Raw genomic sequence first — 21,333 nt, 5'->3', positions numbered from 1 at the left:
CCGAGCAGGGAGTCTGGACAATGGCCGACCGCTATCTGCACTTCACCGGCACAGCACCCGGCCGTTTTCTGACCCGGAGGCTCGGACTCCCGCAGCCCGCCCCGCTGCGCCGCTGGTCGTGGGAGACCCCGGCCCTGGACGGCCCGCTGCTGCACCTCACCGCCGGGGACTCCACGGTCACGAAGGAGCTCGGCGCGCTCCTCGCGGCCACCGGCCTCGAAGTCACCGGTCGTGCCGACCGCCCGGCCGGGATCGTGCTGGACGCGACGGCCGTCGTCACCCCCGGCGGGCTCGCCGGGGTCCACGCGGCGCTGCACCCGGTGGTCCGCTCCCTCGCCCCGGGCGGGCGCGTCGTGGTGCTGGGGGTCCGGCCGTCGGCCGACGACCACCACCAGGCCGCCGCCCAGCAGGCGCTGGAAGGGTTCGTGCGCTCACTGGGCAAGGAGATCGGCAGGGGCGCCACCGTACAGCTGCTCCGTATCGCGCCGGAAGGCGTCGCCGCGGCCGAATCCACCCTGCGCTTCCTGCTCTCGCCCCGCTCCGCGTACATCAGCGGCCAGGTGATCGAGCTGACCTCGGCCGCACCCGACCCGGTCGCCGACTGGGCCACCCCGCTCGCCGGGCGCACCGCGCTGGTCACCGGCGCGGCGCGCGGCATCGGCGCCTCGGTCGCCTCGGTGCTGGCCCGGGACGGCGCCCGGGTCGTCTGCCTGGACGTCCCGCAGGCCCGGGACGAGCTGGCCCGCACCGCCGACCGGCTCGGCGCCACCGCGCTGCCGCTGGACATCACCGCGGCCGACGCGGCGGAACGGATCGCCGCCGCGGCCCCCGACGGTCTCGACGTCCTGGTCCACAACGCGGGCATCACCCGCGACCGCCGCCTCGCCAACATGCCGGCGGACCGCTGGGCCTCGGTCCTCGACGTGAACCTCGACAGCGTGCTGCGCACCACGGACGCCCTGCTGAAGTCGGGCACCGTCAACCGCGGCGGCCGGATCGTCGCCACCGCCTCCATCGCCGGCATCGCGGGCAACAACGGCCAGACGAACTACGCGGCCAGCAAGGCGGGCATCATCGTACTGGTCCGCGCGCTGGCCCCGCGCGCCGCCGCCGACCACGGCGTCACGGTCAACGCGGTGGCCCCCGGCTTCATCGAGACGAAGATGACCGCGACCGTCCCCCTCTTCATCCGGGAGGCGGGCCGCCGGATGAACTCCCTCTCGCAGGGCGGCCTCCCGGTCGATGTCGCCGAGACGACCGCCTGGTTCGCCCAGCCCGCCTCGACGGCCGTCAACGGCCAGATCGTGCGCGTCTGCGGCCAGAGCCTGCTGGGGGCGTGACCCTGTGCCGAATCCGAACGTGTCACTTGTCCGGGCAACCGTCACGACCCCGTTCAAGAGGGCCGGCCGCCCCGGCGCCACCCTGCCCGCCGACCGGGCCGTGCTCCCGGCCGCGCCCATCGCGGCCGGCCCGCTCGCCTCGTACAACCGGATCTGCGGCTACACCGACCCGGGCCCGCTGCCGCTCACCTACCCGCACGTACTGGGCTTCCCGCTCACCATGCGGCTGATGACCGCCCGGAGGTTCCCGCTGCCGGTCGTCGGGCTCGTCCACACCTGGATCGAGATCGCCCGGCACCGGGTGCTTCACCCCACGGACATGCTCGAACTCACGGTGTACGCCCAGGAGTTGACACCACACCGGCGCGGCACCGAGGTCACGGTGGTCACCGAGGCACGGCTGGCGGGCGAGCTGGTCTGGGAGTCCCGCAGCGGCTACCTCTCCCGGCACGCGAGAAGCACACCACCGGCAGGGCGTCCGTCCGGGCCGCCCGGGTCGGCGCACGGCACCCCGGCCGTGGAGCTTCCCGCCGTCGCCGAATGGCGGCTGCCCGGCGATCTGGGACGGCGTTACGGCGCCGCCTCGGGCGACCGGAACCCCATCCACCTGTATCCGCTCACCGCCCGGCTCTTCGGCTTCCCCCGGGCCATCGCCCACGGCATGTGGACCGTCGCCCGCTGCCTGGCCGAGTCACCGCGGCCCGATGAAGTCCATTGGGTACGGGCCGACTTCAAGGCCCCCGTCCTGCTGCCCGCCACCGTCACCTACGCGGCGGACGCCACCGGCTTCCAGCTGCGCGGCACCGGCCGGGTCCACCTCACCGGGCGGACGGGTTCGGCGGCTGCCAGGGACGGCCGTTCATAAGGTTCTCCAGACCCGCCCAGGAGAAGTTCATCAGGGTGGCCGCGGCCTCCTTCGCCGAGACGCCCGGGGTCTCGTTCGCCCACCCGGCGAGCGACTCCGCGGCCCCCACGAGCGCCTGCGCGAGCCCCGACACATCACGGTCGGGCAGCGCCGGATCGTGGTGCGCCTCGCGCGCCGCGGCCCCGATCAGCTCCGTCACGAAAGCAACGATCTCGTCCCGCATCGCCGTCACCTCGTCGGCGAACGGCTCGCCGTGCGTACGCGCCTGGCGGTGCAGCACCGCCCAGCCGTCCGGGTGCTCCGCCGTGTGCGTGAAGAACGCCCGCAGCCCCGACCACAGTTGCCGATCGGCCGGAAGCCCCGGCTCCGCCCCTGCCCGTACCGCTTCGACCAGCGCTTTCGCCTCGCGCCGGATGCAGGCGGTGAAGAGTTCTTCCTTGGAGTTGAGATACAGGTAGACGAGCGGCTTGGACACCCCCGCCAGCTCGGCGATCTCGTCCATCGAGGCGGCCCGGTACCCGCGCTGCCCGAAGGTCTGCACGGCGGCGTCCATCATCTGCTGCTCGCGCACGGCCCGCGGCATCCGTTTGCTCTTCACAGCACCCACGTCGACTTCCTCCCGCCCCCGGTGTGCCACTCCCCCGGTAAGGGTACGGCGCGGGCCTCCTCCCCGGCGTACGCGGCAGGGGCCGCACGCCCCGGACGTCCGGTACGGCACACAAGCGCCCCCGGCCCTGCCGAAAGGCGGACCGGGGGCGCTCCCGTATGTCGTGCGTGAGCGGTTACGCGGCGACCGGCACCCGCTCCGGCTCGGTGTCGCGCACCTCGTCGCCGTCGACCGGGGAGGACGAGGCCGAGTTGTACGCGTCATGGTCGAGGATCTTCTCGCGGGCCGCGACGATCACCGGGACCAGCGCCTGACCCGCCACGTTCGTGGCCGTCCTCATCATGTCCAGGATCGGGTCGATGGCCATGAGCAGACCGACGCCCTCCAGCGGGAGGCCCAGCGTCGACAGGGTGAGGGTCAGCATGACCGTGGCACCGGTGAGACCGGCGGTGGCCGCCGAACCGATCACCGAGACGAACGCGATCAGGACGTAGTCACCGACACCCAGCTGCACGTCGAAGATCTGCGCGATGAAGATCGCCGCCAGCGCCGGGTAGATCGCGGCGCAGCCGTCCATCTTGGTGGTGGCGCCGAACGGGACGGAGAAGGAGGCGTACTCCTTCGGGACGCCGAGGCGCTCGGTGACCTTCTGGGTGACCGGCATGGTGCCGACCGAGGAGCGGGAGACGAAGGCCAGCTGGATGGCCGGCCAGGCGCCCTTGAAGAACTGCACCGGGCTGAGCTTGGCGACGGTGGCGAGCAGCAGCGGGTACACACCGAACAGCACCAGGGCGCAGCCGATGTAGACGTCGGCGGTGAACGTCGCGTACTTGCCGATCAGGTCCCAGCCGTAGTCGGCAATCGCGTAGCCGATGAGGCCGACGGTGCCGATGGGGGCGAGGCGGATGACCCACCACAGGGCCTTCTGGAGGAGCTCCAGGACGGACTCGCTGAGGGTGAGGATCGGCTGGGCCTTCTCGCCGAGCTGGAGCGCGGCGATACCGGCGACGGCGGCCATGAAGACGATCTGGAGCACGTTCAGCTCGGTGAACGGCGTGATCACGTTGTCCGGGATGATGCCGGTCAGGAAGTCGAGCCAGGAGCCCGCGTGCTCCGGCAGCTTGCCGTCCTTCGGCGTGAGGCCCGTACCGGAGCCCGGGTTGGTGACCAGGCCGATCGCGAGGCCGATGGCGACCGCGATCAGCGAGGTGATCATGAACCAGAGCAGGGTGCGGGTGGCCAGCCGGGCGGCGTTGTTGACCTTGCGCAGGTTGGTGATCGACACCAGGATCGCGAAGAAGACGAGAGGCGCGACGGCCAGCTTCAGCAGCTGGACGAAGATGTGGCCGACCTTGTCGAGCGTGGTGTAGAGCCAGCCGATGTCGTACGTACGCGTGAGCCAGCCGAGTACGACACCGAGGACGAGACCGGCGACTATCTGGGCCCAGAACGGGACCTTGGGTATACGGAAACCGGAGCCGGACGGGCTGCCGGCAGCGGTGGACGCGGGGTTCGCGGACACGGACACACTCCAGATGTGACGCATCGGGGCGCACGGGGACGACTGTGCGGGGGACGGGGGTGCGGCGCCCGCGTCAGGGGCGGCGCCGCTGCATGGTGCCGTTCAGACGTTGCGGCAACAGACCGCGGACATACAGCGGCAGAGATCGACATGCAGGCGCTCCACGAGCGGGACGCTCGCGGCGAATCGATGGCGCACTGCTGTCTTCATGTCGAACACGTTAACACTTGAACTTTGAGAAGCTCAAAGCTCTTCTTTGACCCCGGCTCGCCGGCGAGACCGCCGCCACCACGCCCCGGCCCGCCCCGGATCCCCGCGGGAACGACAAAACCCCAGTACAGGAGCGGACGCTCCGGCGCTGGGGTTTCGAACGAAAACTGTGCGGGTGTGAGGAAGCTTACGTAGTCCTTACGCAGCCCTCACGCCGTCGCCACCGTCACGGGGTGACGTGGTCCTCGCGGGTGCGGTTCGCCTCAAGGCGCTCCTTGGCCCGGTCGACCGTGGACACGATCTGCTCGGACATCTCGTCGCGCTGCTTGCGCAGCAGCACATAACTGAGCGGCGCGGACAGGACCAGGGCGAGCAGAATCACCCAGACGAGATTGGAGCCGTTCGTCCCGGAGGGCAGCAGGCCGAAGTGGACGGCCAGGGCCGCGACGGCGAAGCAGCCGACGAAGATACTGAGGCGCATCGCGGTGTACCGAATTGTCGCGCTCGGCTTGGCAGCGGACACAGTTGGCCTCTCTCTCAACGTATGACGGTCCTTCGATCCTGCCCGACCAGTGAAGCATGCCCCGGAATCGATCAGTTCGGAGGGCTCCGCCAAAGGAGGCGGACGCGGCTCAGTGCCCGAGCGGCAGCAGCATGATGATGTCGTCGCGGTCGTCCCCGTCGGCCACCCGGATCGCGTCGGGCACCCGCCCGACCTCCTTGTATCCGCACGAGGCGTAGAACCGGTCGACACCGGTGCCGCCGCGGCAGGTGAGCCGGACGGCCTCGATCCCGTCGATCGCGCGGGCCGCCCGCGCGGCGGCGTCCATCAGATCGCGCCCGTACCCCTTGCCCTGATGGCGGGGGTGGACCATCACCGTGTAGAGCCAGAGCCAGTGGATCATCAGCCGGTGGGTGTTGAGGGCGAGGAAGGCCGTGGCCGCGACGGCGCCCTCCTCGTCGCGTCCGATCAGCAGGCGGGTGCGCCCCTCGGCCATGGCGACCAGATGCTTGACCAGCTCGGGCCGTACGTCGTCGGTAGTGACGGGCGGTACGAAACCGACCGCGCCGCCCGCGTTGGAGACATCGGTCCACAGCTCGACGATGCCGTCCCGCAGTGTGCGGTCGAACGTGGGGTCCAATTCGAATGTAAGTGCCATAGGCGCAGATTAACTATTACCGACCCGCGGCCTCAAACCATGTCCAGCACGCGAGAAAGCCCCGGCCTGAGGCCGGGGCTCCCGTACAACTACTGACGACGCGCGGGTCAGACGCGCATCGGCTGCGGCGACTCGCGCCGCCCGGCGTCCGGGCCCGGGTACTCGCGGATGATCTCGTACCGGGTGTTGCGCTCGACGGGCCGGAAGCCCGCGTCGCGGATCAGGTCCAGCAGATCCTCGCGGCCGAGCTTGTTCGGCGTGCCGTAGTTGTCCGCGTCGTGCGTGATCTTGTACTCGACGACCGAGCCGTCCATGTCGTCCGCACCGTGCTGGAGCGCGAGCTGGGCGGTCTGCACACCGTGCATCACCCAGAAGACCTTGACGTGCGGGACGTTGTCGAAGAGCAGCCGCGAGACCGCGAAGGTCTTCAGCGCCTCGGCGCCGGTCGCCATCGTCGTCCGCGCCTGGAGCCGGTTGCGGACCTTGCCGTCCTTCATGTCCACGAAGTCGTGCTGGTAGCGCAGCGGGATGAAGACCTGGAAGCCGCCGGTCTCGTCCTGGAGCTCACGCAGCCGCAGCACGTGGTCCACGCGGTGCCGGGGCTCCTCGATGTGCCCGTACAGCATGGTCGCCGGGGTCTTGAGCCCCTTCTCGTGCGCCAGGCGGTGGATGCGCGACCAGTCCTCCCAGTGGGTGGCGTGGTCCACGATGTGCTGGCGGACCTCCCAGTCGAAGATCTCCGCGCCGCCGCCGGTCAGCGACTCCAGACCGGCCTCGATCAGCTCGTCCAGGATCTCGGAGGCCGAGAGCCCGGAGATGGTCTCGAAGTGGTGGATCTCGGTGGCGGTGAACGCCTTGAGGGAGACCTGCGGCAGGGCTTCCTTCAGCGCGCTCAGCGAGCGCGGGTAGTAACGCCACGGCAGGGTGGGGTGCAGCCCGTTGACGATGTGCAGCTCGGTGAGGTTCTCGCCCTCCATCGCCTTGGCGAGGCGAACGGCCTCCTCGATGCGCATGGTGTACGCGTCCTTCTCGCCCGGCTTGCGCTGGAACGAGCAGTAGGCGCACGACGCGGTGCACACATTGGTCATGTTGAGGTGCCGGTTGACGTTGAAGTGCACGACGTCACCGTTCTTGCGCGTGCGCACCTCGTGGGCGAGGCCGCCGAGCCAGGCCAGGTCGTCCGACTCGTAGAGGGCGATGCCGTCCTCGCGGGTCAGCCGCTCCCCTGCGCGGACCTTCTCCTCCAGCTCGCGCTTGAGCCCGACGTCCATGCGGCTGCCTCCCAGTTGTCGACGTGCAGTGCGTTTCCCGGTGACAGGTGATACCGGGCGAAACCCCCGGTCACCCGGGGGCTCCACCACGTTACGCCTACGACTCGTCGGGAAGTTCCCCGACCCGGTTCTCCCACTTGGTGGAGAGCACGATCGTGGTACGGGTGCGCGAGACGCCCCTCGTACCGCTGAGCCGGCGGATGGTCTTCTCCAGGCCGTCCACGTCACCGACGCGCACCTTGAGCATGTACGAGTCGTCGCCCGCGATGAACCAGGCGTCCTCGATCTCCGCGAGGTCCTTCAGCCGGCGCGCCACGTCCTCGTGATCGGCCGCGTCGGAGAGCGAGATGCCGATCAGGGCCGTGACCCCGAGCCCCAGGGACGCGGCGTCGACGGTGGCGCGGTAACCGGTGATGACACCGGCGGTTTCCAGCCGGTTGATGCGGTCGGTGACGCTGGGCCCGGAGAGCCCCACGAGCCGTCCCAGCTCGGCGTACGAGGCCCTGCCGTTCTCCCTGAGGGCCTGGATGAGCTGCCTGTCCACCGCGTCCATGTGACTGAAACCTTCCATTGTTCAGCAGTATCGCGAGTCTACGTGTAGAATCTAAGGCATGCAGGCTTCATCGCCTGCAAATCTTTCCGAACATCCAAAAAATGCTTTCGAATCTTCAGGAGTGAAAACACCGTGTACACGATCGAGATGGCCTACGCCCGGATGCGCGAGCTGCAGGACCTGGCCAACCGCTCGCGTGCCCACCAGCCCGCCGCCGCGCACCGGGTCGACCGGACCCGCAAGCCGCGCGCCATGAAGAAGCGCTGACCACCGACTCAGCCACGGGAGTCGCGGGAGCCGCCACCGAGCTCTCCCTCCCACCGGCGGTACAGGTCGTGCGGCACGCCCGCCGCGTCCAGTACCCGCCCGGCGACGAAGTCCACCAGATCCTGGATGTGCGTCGCCCCCGCGTAGAACGCCGGAGAGGCGGGCAGCACCACGGCGCCCGCCTCGTCCAGGCTCACCAGATGCTTCAGCGTCTGCCCGTTCAGCGGAGTCTCCCGCACCGCGACGACCAGCTTCCGCCGCTCCTTGAGCGTCACGCTCGCGGCCCGCTGGAGCAGATCCTTCGAGAGCCCGAGCGCCACCCCGGCCACACAGGCCGTCGAGGCCGGGACGATCAGCATCCCCTTCGCCGGGTACGAACCCGAGGAGGGTCCCGCTCCCAGATCACCGGCCGCCCAGTGCCGTACGCCCTCGACGTCCACGTCGAAGGTGTGCGGCTTGCCGTCCGCCCCGCGCGCCAGCCAGCTGCGCAGGTCCTCCTGCCAGTGCCCGTCGCGGAACGCGATCCCGGTCTCGTCCAGCAGCGTCAGCCGCGAGGCCCGGCTCACCACCAGATCGACGCTCTCCCCCGCAGCCAGCAGACCGCGCAGCACCGCGGCGGCGAATGGGGTGCCCGAAGCGCCTGAAACCCCGACAATCCAAGGCTGCCGCTGCTGCTGACTCACTGAAGTCTCGGAATCCACACTCCTGAGCCTATCCGGCAGTACGAAACCGGAACCGAGTACGGTGCCTCGGGCGTTCCAGGGGTGGGAACAGGGACGACAAGGGGACGGCAGGAGGGGCAGGGGGCACGATGGCCGCATCTTCGGATCGATCCGCACCGGCGTGGAGTGCGGGCGGCCGCGCGAAGACCGCGGCCGAGGTGATGCTGGGCTGGGTCGCGTTCCTCTGGCTGCTCGAAGTCGTCGACGCCTCGACGGGCCACGCGCTGGACACGTTCGGGATAGAGCCCCGCCGGGCCGGCGAGCTGCTGGACGTGGTGCCCGCGTCCTTCATCCACTTCGGCTTCGGTCATGTCGCCTCCAACAGCGTGCCGCTGCTGGTCTTCGGCTTCCTGGCGGCGCTGAGCGGCGTCCGCAGATTCGCCGCCGTGGCCGCGATGATCATCGTGGTCGACGGGCTCGGCGTCTGGCTGGTCTCACCGGACGGTTCCAACACGGCGGGCGCGTCCGGGCTGGTCTTCGGCCTCTTCGGCTATCTGCTCGCCCGGGGGTTCGTCGACCGCAGGGCGCTCGACATCGCCGCCGGTCTGGTGGTCGGCGCGATATGGGGCTCGTCGATCCTGGTGGGGCTCTCCCCCGCCAACACCTCGGTCAGCTGGCAGGGCCATCTGTTCGGGCTGGCGGCGGGCGTGGCGGCGGCGTTCGTCTTCCGCCGCCCCGCGCGCGGCCGGAGCACGGTGCCGCCCGCCCGGCCGCTCATGCCGTAGAGCGCGTTCGGCCGCTCTTGGCGCAGGGCCTGCCCGGCCGGTCATGTGACTTTCCGACCGGCCGCATGTCGGTTCGGGTACGGGCCGGGGGATCCGATGCATCGCGAGTGGTCGCTTCCGGAGCCGCGTCTGCCGCCGTCGGGCAGCCGTCCTCTTCCGGCTCCACCCATGATCCCCCGGACGGATCCCGTGGCGTCCGGGTCAGCCCTCGCCCTGACCGGCGCTCCCCATCGGGCCGACCTTCACCGGGGAGCCGGAGCCGTCCGTGGCGGGCAGCGTGGCGGCGCCCGGCCATTCGAGGGAGAACGACTTCGTCTCGTCCGGCGGGGTCACCACCAGGGCCGTGATGCGGACGCCGGAGCCGCCCGACTTGTTGAGCGGGTAGTTGATGCCGAAGTACACCGACTTCCCGTCCTTGAGGGTCATCGGGGTGGCCTTCTCACCGGTACGCTCCGCGGACAGCGACCCCGCGCTGGTCTTCAGGTCGACGCCCGCGTACCCGGAGAGCACGCAGTCCCGGCCGCCGCCGTTCTTGAACTCCACCGCGACGGTGCCCTCGGTGTCGCCGTCGATGGTGCTGTCCGACGCGGTGATGTCCAGGTCGTCGGTGCGGCACTTGCCGACCTTGCCGTTCTCGTTGGAGCCGGTCCCGGCGGCCGTGCCCTGCCCGCCGGACCCCTTTCCGGCGGAGTCCTTGCCGCCGTCCTGGTTCGTACCGCCCGAGCCCGAGCCGCCGCTCGCGGACGCCGCAGAGGACGCGGAGGACGGGGCGGTCTGTCCCAGGTCGTCCTCGCCGTCCTGGCAGGCCGTGAGCGAGAGACCGGCGACAACGGCCAGGGCGGCGAAGGTGAGCTTGCGTGCGCGCATCGTTTCTTCCTCAGTGTCGGTGGGGGGTGTCGGCCGCTCGGCACGGTCGGTACGAGCGAGCGTTTCTGATCACCAAGAGCCGCCCGGCCCGGCAAGGCGTTCCGCCCAACCACCCGCTAATACACCCCTGTTACACGCACTGCCGGGCACAACGCGCACCACCACCGGGCATGCCCCCGCCCGCACCCGCCCCCGCCGCACCCGCTCCCTGCCGCCGTCCGGCAAGGGAAACAGGAGCCGGACACGGCGCGCCGCACCGCGCCGGAACACACCGCCGGCCGGCCGCGACGGCGGTTCCCGCCACCGTTTCGCACCTGTCGACGCCCGCAGCCCACTGGGACGGACCCGTAACGCGGCGGTCCTTGACCACAACAACGGACGGGCCTCCTCGACCCGTCTCGCCCGCGCCCGGGGCAGCCGCCCGTCGAGGATGAGGTCCTGGATCCGCCGGACACGACCCCGGGCAGGCTCAGACCGTCAGGCCCCGCACCAGCAGGTCCAGCAGCGCACACGCGAACAGGGCGATCCCGATGAACCCGTTGACCGAGAAGAACGCCCGGTTCAGCCGGGAGAGGTCGTGCGGCCGCACCACCCGGTGCTCGTACACGAACGCGACGGCGACGATCACCATGCCGATCCAGTAGAACAGCCCGGCCTCCGTGGCCAGCCCGAACCAGACCAGCAGCCCGGTCGTCACCGCATGGCAGACCCGCGCGCCCCACAGCGCGGCCGGGATGCCGAACCGGGCCGGCACCGAGAGCACCCCGTGCGCCCGGTCCGCCTGGACGTCCTGGCAGCCGAAGATCAGGTCGAAGCCGCCGATCCAGATCCCGACCGCGAGGCCGAGGATCACCGCGTCCCACGACCAGCTGCCGGTCACCGCCAGCCAGGCACCGATCGGCCCTATGGCCTGCGCGATACCGAGGATGGCGTGCGGGTAGTGGGTGAACCGCTTCCCGTACGGATAGACCACCATCGGCACGACGGCGGCCGGCGCGAGCGCCAGACAGAGCGGGTTCAGCAGCGCGGCGGCGCCGAGGAAGACGACGACGGCGACCAGCGCCCCCGTCCACGCCGACTTCACCGAGACCGCCCCGGTGACCAGCTCCCGGCTCGCGGTGCGCGGGTTACGGGCGTCGATCTCCCGGTCGATGATCCGGTTGCAGGCCATCGCGAACGTCCGCAGCCCCACCATCGCGACCGTGACGAGCAGCAGGGTGCCCCAGTGGATGGACATGTCCGCCTGGAACATCGCGGTCAGGGCGGCGATGTACGCGAAGGGCAGCGCGAAGACCGAGTGCTCGATCATCACGAGCCGCAGGAACGCCTTGACCTTGCTGTTCGGTTGTACGGGCCCTGAGCCCAGTGCTGCTTCGGCGGCGCTCACAGTCCGTATTCCTTCCACCGGCGGTCGACCTTCGCCGCCGTCTCCGGGTCGGACTCGACCATGTTCGGCCAGCCCCCGTCCCGGGTGTAGCCCTCCTCGGGCCACTTCTTCGTCGCGTCGATGCCCGCCTTGCCGCCCCAGAACTGCTGGTAGGAGGCATGGTCGAGATGGTCGACGGGACCCTCGGTGACCGTCAGGTCGCGCGCGTAGTCCGTATTGCCGAGGGCCCGCCACGCCACCTCGTGCAGATCGTGGACGTCGCAGTCGGAATCCACGACCACGATCAGCTTGGTCAGCGACATCATGTGCGCACCCCAGATGGCGCTCATCACCTTCTGGGCGTGCTTCGGGTACTTCTTGTCGATCGAGACGATCGCGCAGTTGTGGAAGCCGCCCGCCTCCGGCAGGTGGTAGTCCACGATGTCCGGCACGATGATCTTGAGGAGCGGCAGGAAGAACCGCTCGGTGGCGCGTCCCAGCGGCCCGTCCTCGGTCGGCGGCCGGCCCACCACGATCGACTGGAGCAGCGGACGCTTCCGCATGGTCACGCAGTCGATGGTCAGCGCGGGGAACGGTTCCTGCGGCGTGTAGAAGCCGGTGTGGTCGCCGAACGGCCCCTCGGGAAGCATCTCCCCGGGCTCCAGCCACCCCTCGATGACCACTTCCGCCTGCGCCGGCACCTGGAGCGGCACGGTCTTGCAGTCGACCATCTCGATCCGCTTGCCCTGGATGAACCCGGCGAAGAGGTACTCGTCGATGTCCCCCGGCAGCGGCGCGGTGGAGGCGTACGTCACCGCGGGCGGCGCGCCGAACGCGATGGCGACCGGCAGCCGCTCGCCGCGCTTGGCGGCGACCTGGTAGTGGTTGCGGCTGTCCTTGTGGATCTGCCAGTGCATCCCGATGGTGCGGCGGTCGTGGCGCTGGAGCCGGTACAGCCCCAGGTTCCGTACGCCGGTCTCCGGGTGCTTGGTGTGGGTGAGCCCCAGGTTGAAGAAGGAGCCGCCGTCCTCGGGCCAGGTGAAGAGCGCGGGCAGCAGGTCCAGGTCCACGTCGTCGCCGGTGAGGACGACCTCCTGCACCGGGGCGCTCTCCTGCTTCACCTTCTTCGGCGGCACGTGCACCATCGAACCGAGCTTGCCGAAGGCCTCCCGCACCCCGACGAAGCCGTGCGGCAGCTCCGGCTTGAGCAGCCCGCCGATCTTGTCGCTGATGTCGGCGTAGGACTTCAGCCCGAGCGCCTTGAGCAGCCGCTTGTCGGTCCCGAAGACATTCATGGCCAGGGGCATCGAGGACCCCTTGACGTTCTCGAAGAGCAGCGCGGGGCCACCCGCCTTGTTCACCCGGTCGACGATCTCGCCGACCTCCAGGTAGGGGTCGACCTCGGCCTTGATGCGCTTGAGCTCGCCCTCGCGCTCCAGGGCCCGGAGGAGGGAACGAAGATCGTCGTAAGCCATGCCGTCCAGTTTGTCATCCCCGCCCGCCGCGGCCGCCGGGGCTCCCCCACCCCGCCCCGGGCCCCGCCCTCGCGCACCCGGAATCGGGCGGCCCCGCCCGCTCGCCGCCGGTTCACCCCGCTCGCCGTGATATGTCACGGACACCGGCTACTCTGGGCCCGAACCGGGGCGGGACAAGCCCCGCCAACTCTCCGCAGGGGGACCTTTCCATCATGTTCCGGGCCCTGATCTATCTCCTGCCTCTGGCACTGACGATCTACGCGTTCATCGACTGCCTGAACACCCCCGAGGACGAGGCCAAGCACCTGCCGAAGATCGCCTGGGTCTTCATCATCCTGCTGTTCTGGATCGTCGGCCCGATCGTCTGGCTGGCCGCGGGCAAGATGCGCCACGCGCCCGCCGGAGGCCGTACGCCGTCCGAATGGCACCGCAATCACCGCTCGCAGTGGGTGGCGCCGGACGACAACCCGGAGTTCCTGAAGGCGCTGAAGGACGAGAACAAGAAGGACGAGTCGCTCCTCAAGGACTGGGAGGCGGATCTGCGCCGCCGCGAGGAGGAGTTGAAGCGCCGCGAGAGCGGGGAGAGCCCGAGCCCCTCGGGCGAGTAGCCCCCGGACCGGGAGGACCGCATGAACGACGCGGACATGCTCGCCACCGCCCTCGCCGAGGCCCGTAGCGGTCTCGCCGAGGGCGGTGTGCCCATCGGCGCGGCCCTCTACGGACCGGACGGCGCCCTGCTCGGCCGGGGCCGCAACCGCCGCGTCCAGGACGGTGATCCGTCCCTGCACGCGGAGACGGCGGCCTTCCGCGCGGCCGGGCGGCAGCGCTCGTACCGCGGTACGACGATGGTGACGACGCTCTCCCCGTGCTGGTACTGCAGCGGCCTCGTTCGGCAGTTCGGGATCTCGCGGGTGGTGATCGGCGAGGCCCGGACGTTCCACGGCGGGCACGACTGGCTGGCCCGGCACGGAGTGGAGATCGTGCTGCTCGACGACGCCGAATGCGTGGCGCTCATGCGGGACTTCGTACGCGACCACCCCGCCCTCTGGAACGAGGACATCGGCGCCGGCTGATCCGCCGCCCCGCCCCGCCCCCGCGCCCCCAACTATCGTTCGAAATTCCCCTCCACTCTCCAACACCCGGGCGATACGCTTGTGTTGACGGTGTGACAGATCGGATGGAGCGTCGACGCTGGGGGTGCTGTGGAGAGAGAGCTGTACGGGCGCGAGGCGATCTTCGGCAACGACGGACTTGCGGCGCGCCTGACCGGCCTCACTCCGTACGGCTCCGCCCGGGTCGTCTACGAGCACCGCGACGATCCGCCGGTCGCTGTGCTGACCGGCGGCCGGGGCATGGGCAAGACGGCCGTCCTCAAGCAACTGCGCCATCTGTACCGGGAGATCACCCCGGTCGCCCTCGTCGACTGCGAGGCCGTCGTGGCACCCGAGGACGCGGGGCCCGGCTGGACCCCGGTCACCGGCGCGCTGCCGGAGCTCGCCACCCAGCTGACGGCCAAGGTGCACGCCGCGCGTCCGGTGCAGTTCCCCCGGCTGAGCCTCGGGCTCGTGGCGGTCGCCTCCATCTCCTGGACCCGCGAGGACGAGACGCGGGCGCGGCGGGACCTGCAGTCGCTCGGTCCGATGCTGGCGACCGTCGACGGCCGCGGGGACGCGGCGACCGGCTGGGTCACCAAGGTGCTGACGAAGCTGGCCGCCAGCGCCTTCGACTCGGTGGCCCCGATGGCCGGGATGATCGCGGAGGCCACGGTCGAAACGGTCCTGGAGGAATCGTTCAGCCGCTTCCAGCGGCGATCGGCGGACTGGTACGGCAGCTATCCGCACGCGGGCGGCAACGGCCGGATCGGGCTGCGGCAGCTGGCGGTCGACTTCGAGCGCGGCGGCGATCTGCGCCGCCGGGCCGAGGACCATCTGGTGCTCGCGCTGGCCGCGGACCTGGTCGCGGCCTACGGGGGCCTGGCCTGGGGCGCCCGCCGGGGCCGCCCGGTGCTGCTCGTCGACAACGCGCACACACCGCTGGGCCGGCAGCTGTTGGAGCCGCTGCTGCGACAGCGGGCCGCCGGGATGCGCGACCGGATCGCGGTGTTCGCCTCCTCGCGGGTCCGGGACCACGAGGGACTGAGCCATGCGGTGCGCCGGCGGCTCCCGGAGGTGGCGCACAGCTCGCACTGGTCCAGGGGCACGGGGGTGACGTCCGGGATCCTGGCCGTGGAGCTGACTCCGCTCAACCCGGAGCAGGTGCGCTCCGCGTTCGACCGGCACGACCGGGCGGGCCGTATCCCGGCCGGGCTGGCCCGTGGGGTGCACCGGCTGACGGGCGGGCGCCCGCTGGCGGTGGAGCTGTTGGCGCTGGCGGCGGGCGAGGCGCCGGAGCCCGCGTCGCTGGTGCCGGGATCGCTGCTGGACTGCACGGTGGAGGTGCGCGAGGACCGGGCGCCCGCGCAGGTGGCGGACGAGCTGCTGGCGCGGCTGCTGCCGGGGCCCGAGCAGCGGCTGGACTTCCTCGGCGTGCTGGCCGCCGCGCACGGCGAGGACTCGGCGCGTCTGCTGGCGGAGAGCCGGCTGGGCCGGGGGTCGCCGGACGGCGACGTGGCGCTGCGGATGCGCGATGCGCTGCGGGCGGAGGACTGGCCGGTCGGGCCCGGCCACTTCGTCGCCGATCCGCTGCTGCGGTCGCTGCTGCTGCACCGGCTGCGGTTCCAGGACGGCGACCATCCGTCCTACGCGGTGTGGCAGGCGGTGCATGTCTCGCTGCGTGGGGCGTACGGCCCCGGCGGGCGCCTCCCCAGCGTCCCGCATCTGCTGCACCAGAAGCTGGTGCTGGGCGACGCGGAGGCGTGCGTGGGGCATCTGCGGCTGCGGTTCGACGAACCGGACGTGGCGGGATGGCTCGACTCGCTGCGCTTCATCGCCTCGGCACCGTACCCGCGTACGCGCGGATCCGTCGGCCCCGACCGGCGGCGCGCGGTCGCGCTCGGCCGGGCGGACAACGCGGTGCCGAGAGGGCTCGAAACGTCGGCCGCGGAGCTCCATGTGCAGCTGCGCCGGCTGCTGCACGGCGTATGGCTGCTGTCCGATCCGCTGGCCCTGCCGGACGAAGAGGTGATCGACAAGATGGCGCACGAACTGCGACAACTGTCCGGCAGGCATCCGACGGGCAACAGCGTGCTGTGGGACGCGGCGACGCACTGGCCGCGGGACATCAGGGCCTGGCGTCCGCTGTCCATGCCACCGGGAGAACCGGGCGCGGGCGGCAGCGGGCCGGGGCCACGACGGGGGAACGGTGGCCCGGATGCGTAATCCACTGCGCTACCGCCTCTGGTACACGGCACGGCAGAAGGTCGTCACCTCGGTGGTGGTCGCCGCCCTGGTGATCACGTCCGGCTGGTACGGCATCGGCCGGCTCACCGCCCCCGAGGACCGTTCCTGCGCGAAGGGGGTCGAACGGCCGCAGGGCAGTGCCGAGTGCATCGGCGTCTCCGGCGACGGCTACGACTTCGGGCGGCCGAAGCTGGCCGAGGTCGCCGCGGCCATCGCCCGGGAGAACGACACCCTGAAGCCCGGCCGGTACGCGACGGTCGCGCTGCTGCTGCCGCTGACGTCGACGGACGAGGCGATGCAGACGAAGATGCAGCGCGAGCTGCAGGGCGCGTTCGCCGAGCAGTACCGGGCCAACCACCTCTCCAACGAGCAGGTGCCGCAGATCCGGCTGGTGCTCGCCAACACCGGGAAGAACAACCTGCTGTGGCGGCCTGCGGTGGAGCGGCTGAAGACGATGACCGGGGCCCCGGACAACCTGCGGGCCGTGTCCGGGGTCGCCACCAGCAGTACGCAGGTCAAGTCGGCGGTCAAGGAGCTGACCGCCGCGCACATCGCGGTCGTCGGCACCACGATCACGGCCGACGACATCGCCAACGGCGCGAAGGGCGATCCGTTCCCCGGCCTGGCGCGGGTCTCGCCGACCAACCGGGACGAGGCGCGCGCCCTGGCCCACTTCGGGCAGGTCAAGAAGGACAAGGCGCTGCTGGTGCAGGACACCCGTACCGGGGACCACTACACGGACACGCTGCGGGCGGCCTTCACCTCGCTGGTGAAGGGCACCCGGTACCAGCCGGAGCTGTTCACCTCGCGCAGCGACCCCAACGACGAGGGCACCACGGCCAACACCTTCCAGCAGATCACGCATCTGATCTGCGACACGGACGCGGAGACGGTGTTCTTCGCCGGACGCCACGTCCAGCTGCGGCAGTTCATCAACGCGCTCGGGGCCCGCGGCTGCCAAAGCCGCGCGTTCACGATCCTGACCGGCGACGAGGGCTCGTACCTCGGCAGTGACAAGAAGCTCGACCGGGGCGCGCTGCGCCGGAAGGTGACCGTCCGCTACGCCTCGCTGGCGCACCCGGACGCCTGGGCGGCGACGGGGAAGGGCCGGGCGGCCACGGGCGGTTCCGCGGCGGACTACCGCGCCTTCCTGGATCTGCTGGCCACGGTGTCGAGGAAGCCCGCGGGACCGATCGGTCCGACCGACCACCAGGCCCTGACCGACGGCCAGGTGATCATCGCGCACGACGCGATGACGCTGGCGGTGCAGGCCGTCCGGCAGGCGACCCCGGAGGGCAAGGGGCTGCCGCAGCTCGCGGACGTGGGCGAGCAGTGGCCGCGGGTGAAGGGTTCGCTGCGGGTGTCGGGGGCCAGTGGCTGGATCTGCCTGGACAACCACGGCAACCCGTACAACAAGGCGGTTCCGGTGGTGGAGCTGGCGCCCGAGGACGCCAGTCAGCGGTTCGTGTCGATCGCCTGGCCGGAGGGCACGCCGCCGGACGGGAAGTGCCTGCTGCCGTCCGCGGCGCCGTGACGCCGTGACGCCGCTTCAGAGGCTGTCGGGCGACCTCTCACCGCTCGGCCGCCACGTACTCCTCACGCAGCCCGGCCCACCGGACCGGGGTCCACTTCGACCAGTCGGCGGGATATCCGTCGAGCGCGTCCACGAGGTAGCGGAAGTGGTCGTGCCAGCCCGCCAGGCAGTCGAGGCGCAGCTCGTCGTCGCCGCGGAACTCGTTGGTGAACCGCAGCAGCACATGGTCGCCGCGCGGGGGCTCCAGGTGGAAGCGGATGCGGCCGTGGATTCCTTCGAGGGTGTATTCGGCGACCCGCTCGATGTCCCAGGCGGTGACGGTGCCGGGGGCGACCGTGGCCCGGCCCTCCTGGTCGGTGTTGAGCCAGCGGAGCGTGATCGCTCCGCCCATGCGCGGTTCGAAGGGGTCGGCGGCGGCGAGCCAGCCGCGCAGCCCCCCGGAACTGGCAACGGCTGCCCACACCCGCGGAACGGGGTGGGGCAGCCGTAGCGTGAACCTCAGGGTGTGCAGGTCACCATGGGTTTCGCTGGTGCCGGGCTCGATGACGGGGGTCGCATCGGTCATGGTTCCAGCGTGGCCCGGTGGTGCGGGATCCGCACCCGTACAGGACGTTCTCAGACCCCGGCGTAGGAGTGCTTGCCGGTGACGAAGATGTTCACGCCGTAGTAGTTGAAGAGCCAGCAGCCGAAGGCGATCAGCGCCAGGTAGGCGGCCTTGCGGCCCTTCCAGCCCGCGGTGGCGCGTGCGTGCAGGTAGCAGGCGTACGCGACCCAGGTGATGAAGGACCAGACCTCCTTGGGGTCCCAGCCCCAGTAGCGGCCCCATGCGTCGCCCGCCCAGATGGCGCCCGCGATGATCGTGAACGTCCACAGCGGGAAGACGGCGGCGTTGATGCGGTACGAGAACTTGTCGAGCGAGGAGGCGGAGGGCAGCCGGGAGAGCACGGACTGGGCGAACGAACCGGGCTGCACGCCGTTGGCGAGCTTGCTCTCGTAGCTGTCGCGGAAGAGGTAGAGCAGGGTGGCGCTCGCGCCGATGTAGAAGACGGCGCCGCAGATGATGGCGGTGGAGACGTGGATCCACAGCCAGTACGAGTGCAGCGCGGGCACCAGCTGGTCGCTGGAGGTGTAGAGCACCGTGGTCGCGATGCCGAGGTCCAGCAGGACGGTGGTGACCAGGAGCAGCCCCATCCAGCGGACGTTCTTCTTCAGCGCGAGGAGGATCAGGTACGCGCCGACCGCCACCGTGGAGAAGGTGATGGAGAACTCGTACATGTTGCCCCAGGGGGCACGCTGCACGGACAGTGCCCGGGTGACGACTCCACCGGCCTCCACGAGGAAGGCGAGCACGGTCATGGAGACCGCCATGCGCCCGTAGAGGTCGCCCTTGAACGTGCCGCCGGCCGCGCCGGGCCCGTCCGGTACGTCGCGGGAACCGGCCGCCGCGCGCGTGATGATCTTCGGGCGGTCCAGTACGGCGGTGCCGCCGCCCTGCTGCGCGACCTGCACCTTCACCGAGCCGGCGGCGACCGCGCCCTCGGTCCCGGTCAGCGCGGCGGCGGTGCGGCCGACCTTGCTGCGGCTGCCGAACACCCATTCCGCGATGTGCGCGAAGAAGGCCAGGGTGTAGACGGCCATAGACGAATAGATCAGCACATTGCTGGTGTGCGCCAGGTTCTCGTTGGTTGCGGCGGCGAGATTCACTTCTCAGCCCCTTCGGCAGGTTCTTCGGAGGATTCTTCGACGGAGTCGGAATCCGGTTCGGGGGATGAACCGGGCTCGGTATCGGTGCCGGGCGCGGTTTCGGGCTCGGGCGCTGTGGGCGCCGAGGCGATGAGCGTGACCGCGAGATCGGCCAGCTCCTCGGGCAGCTTCGCGGACTCGCTGCGGCCGAGACCCGCCATCTCGACGACCGTGACGCCGTCCGCACCGGGGACCGCCCGTACCCAGACCCGGCGCCGCTGGATGAACAGCGAGCCCGCGAGTCCGGCAATCGCGGCGACGGCTCCGGTGAGCGCCCAGCCGCTGGCCGGCTGCTCCGAGATCTGGAAGCTGGCCCACTCCTGGATGCCCTCGAAGGTGATGGAGCCCGCGCCGTCGGGCAGCTTCATCGTCTCGCCGACCAGCAGGCGCTGCTTGAGCTGCTTGCCGTCGGCGTCCTTGAACTCCTTCATCTTGGTCTTGTCCAGCTGGTACACGTTCTGCGCCAGCCCGGAGTCGGGACCGAGGTAGCCGTGGTAGCCGTTGAGGGCCAGTACGGGCATGTCGGCGGCCGGGAACTGCGAGAACATCGTGCCCTTGCCGTTGCCCGCGAAGGTCGGCACGAAGAACGCCTGGAAGCCCAGCTGGGTCTTCTTGCCGTTCTTGTCGCGGTAGCCGTCGAAGACCTTGATCGCACCGGTCGAGGTGACGTTGTTGTCGATGGGCAGCAGCGGCACCGCGTTGCGGTAGACCTCCTTGCCCTTGCCGTCCTTGACCGAGACGACCGGCGCGTAGCCGTGCGCGTTGAGATAGACCTTGGTGCCGTCGACGACGAGGGGCTCGTTGACCCTGATGACGGTCTTCTGCGGCTTGCCGTACGCGCCCTTCTCGTACGTCACATGGGCCTCGTAGGTCCTGGGCGTACCGATCTGGGGGCCGCGGCGCTCGTACGTGCCGATGAACTTGTCGAGCTTGAAACTGAACGGGGCGAGCGAGTCGGCGTCGAAGAGCGAACCGGACTTGAAGTCGTCGTACTGGGTGAGCGTGTTGGAGAAGCCGTCGCCCTCGACGATCAGCTTGCCGCCCTCGGACTTGAAGAGCTGCCCGAAGGCGAACGCCACCAGCATCACGATCAGGGCGATATGGAAGACCAGGTTCCCGGCCTCGCGGAGATAGCCCTTCTCCGCCGCGACCGCGTCCCCCACGGTGTGCGCGCGGTAGCGCCGCTTCCGCATCATCGCGAGCGCGGCCTCGCGGACCTGCTCGGGCTCGGCCTCGGTGCGCCAGGTGGTGTACGCGGGCAGCCTGGTCAGGCGCTTGGGGGCGCCCGGCGGGCGGCTGCGCAGCTGGCTGATGAACTGGCCGGTGCGCGGCACGATGCAGCCGATGAGCGAGATGAACAGCAGGATGTAGATCGCGGAGAACCACACCGAGCTGTAGACGTCGAAGAACTGGAGCTTCTCGTAGACCGGCGAGACGGTGGTGTGGGCCTTCTTGAAGGTCTCCACCTTCAGCTCGTCCACGCTGTTCTGCGGGATCAGCGAGCCGGGGATGGCACCGAGCGACAGCAGGAAGAGCAGGATCAGCGCGACCCGCATCGAGGTGAGCTGCCGCCAGAACCAGCGGGCCCACCCGATGACGCCCATGGCCGGCAGACCGGCCGCGCTCTCCTCGCGCGGGGCGGTGGAGAGCTGGGAGCCGGCCGCGCCCAGTTCGCGGGCGTTCTCCCGGTCCCGCTCGTCCCGGGCCTTCCGCTCGTCCCGGCGCTCGCGCTCCGGGGCGGGGGGATTGGACTTGGTGTTGCTCATGG

The 21,333-nt window shown here is 70.5% G+C and carries 21 protein-coding genes; 8 read left to right on the top strand and 13 right to left on the bottom strand.

Features of this window, described 5'->3' with window-relative positions:
• Positions 1–20: 20 nt before the first annotated feature.
• Both ACFV8T_RS19250 and ACFV8T_RS19245 read left to right on the top strand, forming a co-directional pair.
• Positions 21–1,340, top strand: a complete 1,320-nt coding sequence (locus tag ACFV8T_RS19250) for a 3-oxoacyl-ACP reductase (RefSeq protein WP_385328860.1) — start codon at positions 21–23, stop codon at positions 1,338–1,340.
• A 4-nt stretch (positions 1,341–1,344) separates the two neighbouring features.
• The gene (locus tag ACFV8T_RS19245) at positions 1,345–2,205 is read left to right on the top strand and encodes a MaoC/PaaZ C-terminal domain-containing protein (RefSeq protein ID WP_385328859.1); all 861 of its coding nucleotides are present in this window, start codon (positions 1,345–1,347) and stop codon (positions 2,203–2,205) included.
• Here the strand turns inward: ACFV8T_RS19245 and ACFV8T_RS19240 are convergent.
• The 6 genes from ACFV8T_RS19240 to ACFV8T_RS19215 form a co-directional block, all read right to left on the bottom strand.
• Positions 2,159–2,788, bottom strand: coding sequence for a TetR/AcrR family transcriptional regulator (locus tag ACFV8T_RS19240; RefSeq protein WP_266425735.1), 630 nt, complete (start codon positions 2,786–2,788; stop codon positions 2,159–2,161). The two genes, ACFV8T_RS19245 and ACFV8T_RS19240, sit on opposite strands and share 47 nt — an antisense overlap.
• A gap of 199 nt (positions 2,789–2,987) precedes the next feature.
• Positions 2,988–4,334, bottom strand: a complete 1,347-nt coding sequence (locus tag ACFV8T_RS19235; protein ID WP_385328858.1) for a dicarboxylate/amino acid:cation symporter — start codon at positions 4,332–4,334, stop codon at positions 2,988–2,990.
• 436 nt (positions 4,335–4,770) lie between these two features.
• Positions 4,771–5,025: a DUF4229 domain-containing protein gene (locus ACFV8T_RS19230; RefSeq protein WP_385328857.1), complete on the bottom strand. Its 255-nt coding sequence runs from the start codon at positions 5,023–5,025 to the stop codon at positions 4,771–4,773.
• A 151-nt stretch (positions 5,026–5,176) separates the two neighbouring features.
• Entirely contained in the window at positions 5,177–5,704 is a 528-nt protein-coding gene (locus tag ACFV8T_RS19225) for a GNAT family N-acetyltransferase (RefSeq protein ID WP_385328855.1), read from the bottom strand.
• Between the two features lie 107 nt (positions 5,705–5,811).
• Positions 5,812–6,975 (bottom strand): aminofutalosine synthase MqnE, encoded by a 1,164-nt coding sequence (gene mqnE / locus ACFV8T_RS19220; protein WP_266418005.1) that lies wholly within the window; start codon positions 6,973–6,975, stop codon positions 5,812–5,814.
• A 97-nt stretch (positions 6,976–7,072) separates the two neighbouring features.
• Positions 7,073–7,528, bottom strand: a complete 456-nt coding sequence (locus ACFV8T_RS19215) for an Lrp/AsnC family transcriptional regulator (protein WP_266418001.1) — start codon at positions 7,526–7,528, stop codon at positions 7,073–7,075.
• 132 nt (positions 7,529–7,660) lie between these two features.
• On the opposite strand from ACFV8T_RS19215, the gene ACFV8T_RS19210 reads away from it, so the two are divergent.
• Complete coding sequence (locus tag ACFV8T_RS19210) at positions 7,661–7,795, top strand: hypothetical protein (protein WP_256260259.1); 135 nt, start codon at positions 7,661–7,663, stop codon at positions 7,793–7,795.
• A gap of 8 nt (positions 7,796–7,803) precedes the next feature.
• Here the strand turns inward: ACFV8T_RS19210 and ACFV8T_RS19205 are convergent, their stop codons facing one another.
• Complete coding sequence (locus ACFV8T_RS19205; protein WP_385329234.1) at positions 7,804–8,478, bottom strand: UbiX family flavin prenyltransferase; 675 nt, start codon at positions 8,476–8,478, stop codon at positions 7,804–7,806.
• A 128-nt stretch (positions 8,479–8,606) separates the two neighbouring features.
• Between ACFV8T_RS19205 and ACFV8T_RS19200 the strand changes: the two genes are divergently transcribed.
• A complete protein-coding gene (locus tag ACFV8T_RS19200; RefSeq protein ID WP_385328854.1) occupies positions 8,607–9,242 on the top strand; it encodes a rhomboid family intramembrane serine protease in 636 nt (211 codons plus the stop codon).
• A 201-nt stretch (positions 9,243–9,443) separates the two neighbouring features.
• Here ACFV8T_RS19200 and ACFV8T_RS19195 read toward each other — a convergent pair whose 3' ends face one another.
• The 3 genes from ACFV8T_RS19195 to ACFV8T_RS19185 form a co-directional block, all read right to left on the bottom strand.
• The gene (locus tag ACFV8T_RS19195) at positions 9,444–10,109 is read right to left on the bottom strand and encodes a DUF4232 domain-containing protein (RefSeq protein ID WP_385328853.1); all 666 of its coding nucleotides are present in this window, start codon (positions 10,107–10,109) and stop codon (positions 9,444–9,446) included.
• Between the two features lie 469 nt (positions 10,110–10,578).
• Positions 10,579–11,496, bottom strand: coding sequence for a menaquinone biosynthesis prenyltransferase MqnP (gene mqnP / locus ACFV8T_RS19190; RefSeq protein WP_385328852.1), 918 nt, complete (start codon positions 11,494–11,496; stop codon positions 10,579–10,581).
• A complete protein-coding gene (locus tag ACFV8T_RS19185; RefSeq protein ID WP_385328850.1) occupies positions 11,493–12,950 on the bottom strand; it encodes a menaquinone biosynthesis decarboxylase in 1,458 nt (485 codons plus the stop codon). Before ACFV8T_RS19185 ends, mqnP begins: the two co-directional genes overlap by 4 nt.
• A 212-nt stretch (positions 12,951–13,162) precedes the next feature.
• On the opposite strand from ACFV8T_RS19185, the gene ACFV8T_RS19180 reads away from it, so the two are divergent.
• The 4 genes from ACFV8T_RS19180 to ACFV8T_RS19165 all read left to right on the top strand — a co-directional run bounded on the left by ACFV8T_RS19180 (position 13,163) and on the right by ACFV8T_RS19165 (position 17,822).
• Positions 13,163–13,558 carry a PLD nuclease N-terminal domain-containing protein gene (locus tag ACFV8T_RS19180; protein WP_266417979.1) on the top strand — a complete coding sequence of 132 codons (396 nt, stop codon included), beginning with the start codon at positions 13,163–13,165 and terminating at the stop codon, positions 13,556–13,558.
• A gap of 21 nt (positions 13,559–13,579) precedes the next feature.
• A complete protein-coding gene (locus ACFV8T_RS19175; RefSeq protein ID WP_385328848.1) occupies positions 13,580–14,023 on the top strand; it encodes a nucleoside deaminase in 444 nt (147 codons plus the stop codon).
• 129 nt (positions 14,024–14,152) lie between these two features.
• Positions 14,153–16,267, top strand: coding sequence for a hypothetical protein (locus tag ACFV8T_RS19170; protein WP_385328846.1), 2,115 nt, complete (start codon positions 14,153–14,155; stop codon positions 16,265–16,267).
• Positions 16,260–17,822 (top strand): hypothetical protein, encoded by a 1,563-nt coding sequence (locus ACFV8T_RS19165; RefSeq protein WP_385328844.1) that lies wholly within the window; start codon positions 16,260–16,262, stop codon positions 17,820–17,822. Before ACFV8T_RS19170 ends, ACFV8T_RS19165 begins: the two co-directional genes overlap by 8 nt.
• A 37-nt stretch (positions 17,823–17,859) precedes the next feature.
• On the opposite strand, the gene ACFV8T_RS19160 is transcribed toward ACFV8T_RS19165, so the two are convergent.
• From ACFV8T_RS19160 to ACFV8T_RS19150, 3 genes are read right to left on the bottom strand one after another with little or no spacing between them, the layout of a single operon-like run.
• Complete coding sequence (locus tag ACFV8T_RS19160) at positions 17,860–18,387, bottom strand: SRPBCC domain-containing protein (protein ID WP_385328842.1); 528 nt, start codon at positions 18,385–18,387, stop codon at positions 17,860–17,862.
• 50 nt (positions 18,388–18,437) lie between these two features.
• Positions 18,438–19,526, bottom strand: a complete 1,089-nt coding sequence (gene ccsB, locus ACFV8T_RS19155; RefSeq protein ID WP_385328840.1) for a c-type cytochrome biogenesis protein CcsB — start codon at positions 19,524–19,526, stop codon at positions 18,438–18,440.
• On the bottom strand, positions 19,523–21,331 hold the full coding sequence (locus ACFV8T_RS19150; protein ID WP_385328839.1) for a cytochrome c biogenesis protein ResB: 1,809 nt from the start codon (positions 21,329–21,331) through the stop codon (positions 19,523–19,525). Before ACFV8T_RS19150 ends, ccsB begins: the two co-directional genes overlap by 4 nt.
• Positions 21,332–21,333: the final 2 nt, after the last annotated feature.

The organism is Streptomyces sp. NPDC059832 (assembly GCF_042731715.1).
Taxonomy (GTDB): Bacteria; Actinomycetota; Actinomycetes; order Streptomycetales; family Streptomycetaceae; genus Streptomyces.
This window is presented reverse-complemented; position numbering and strand designations above follow the sequence as displayed.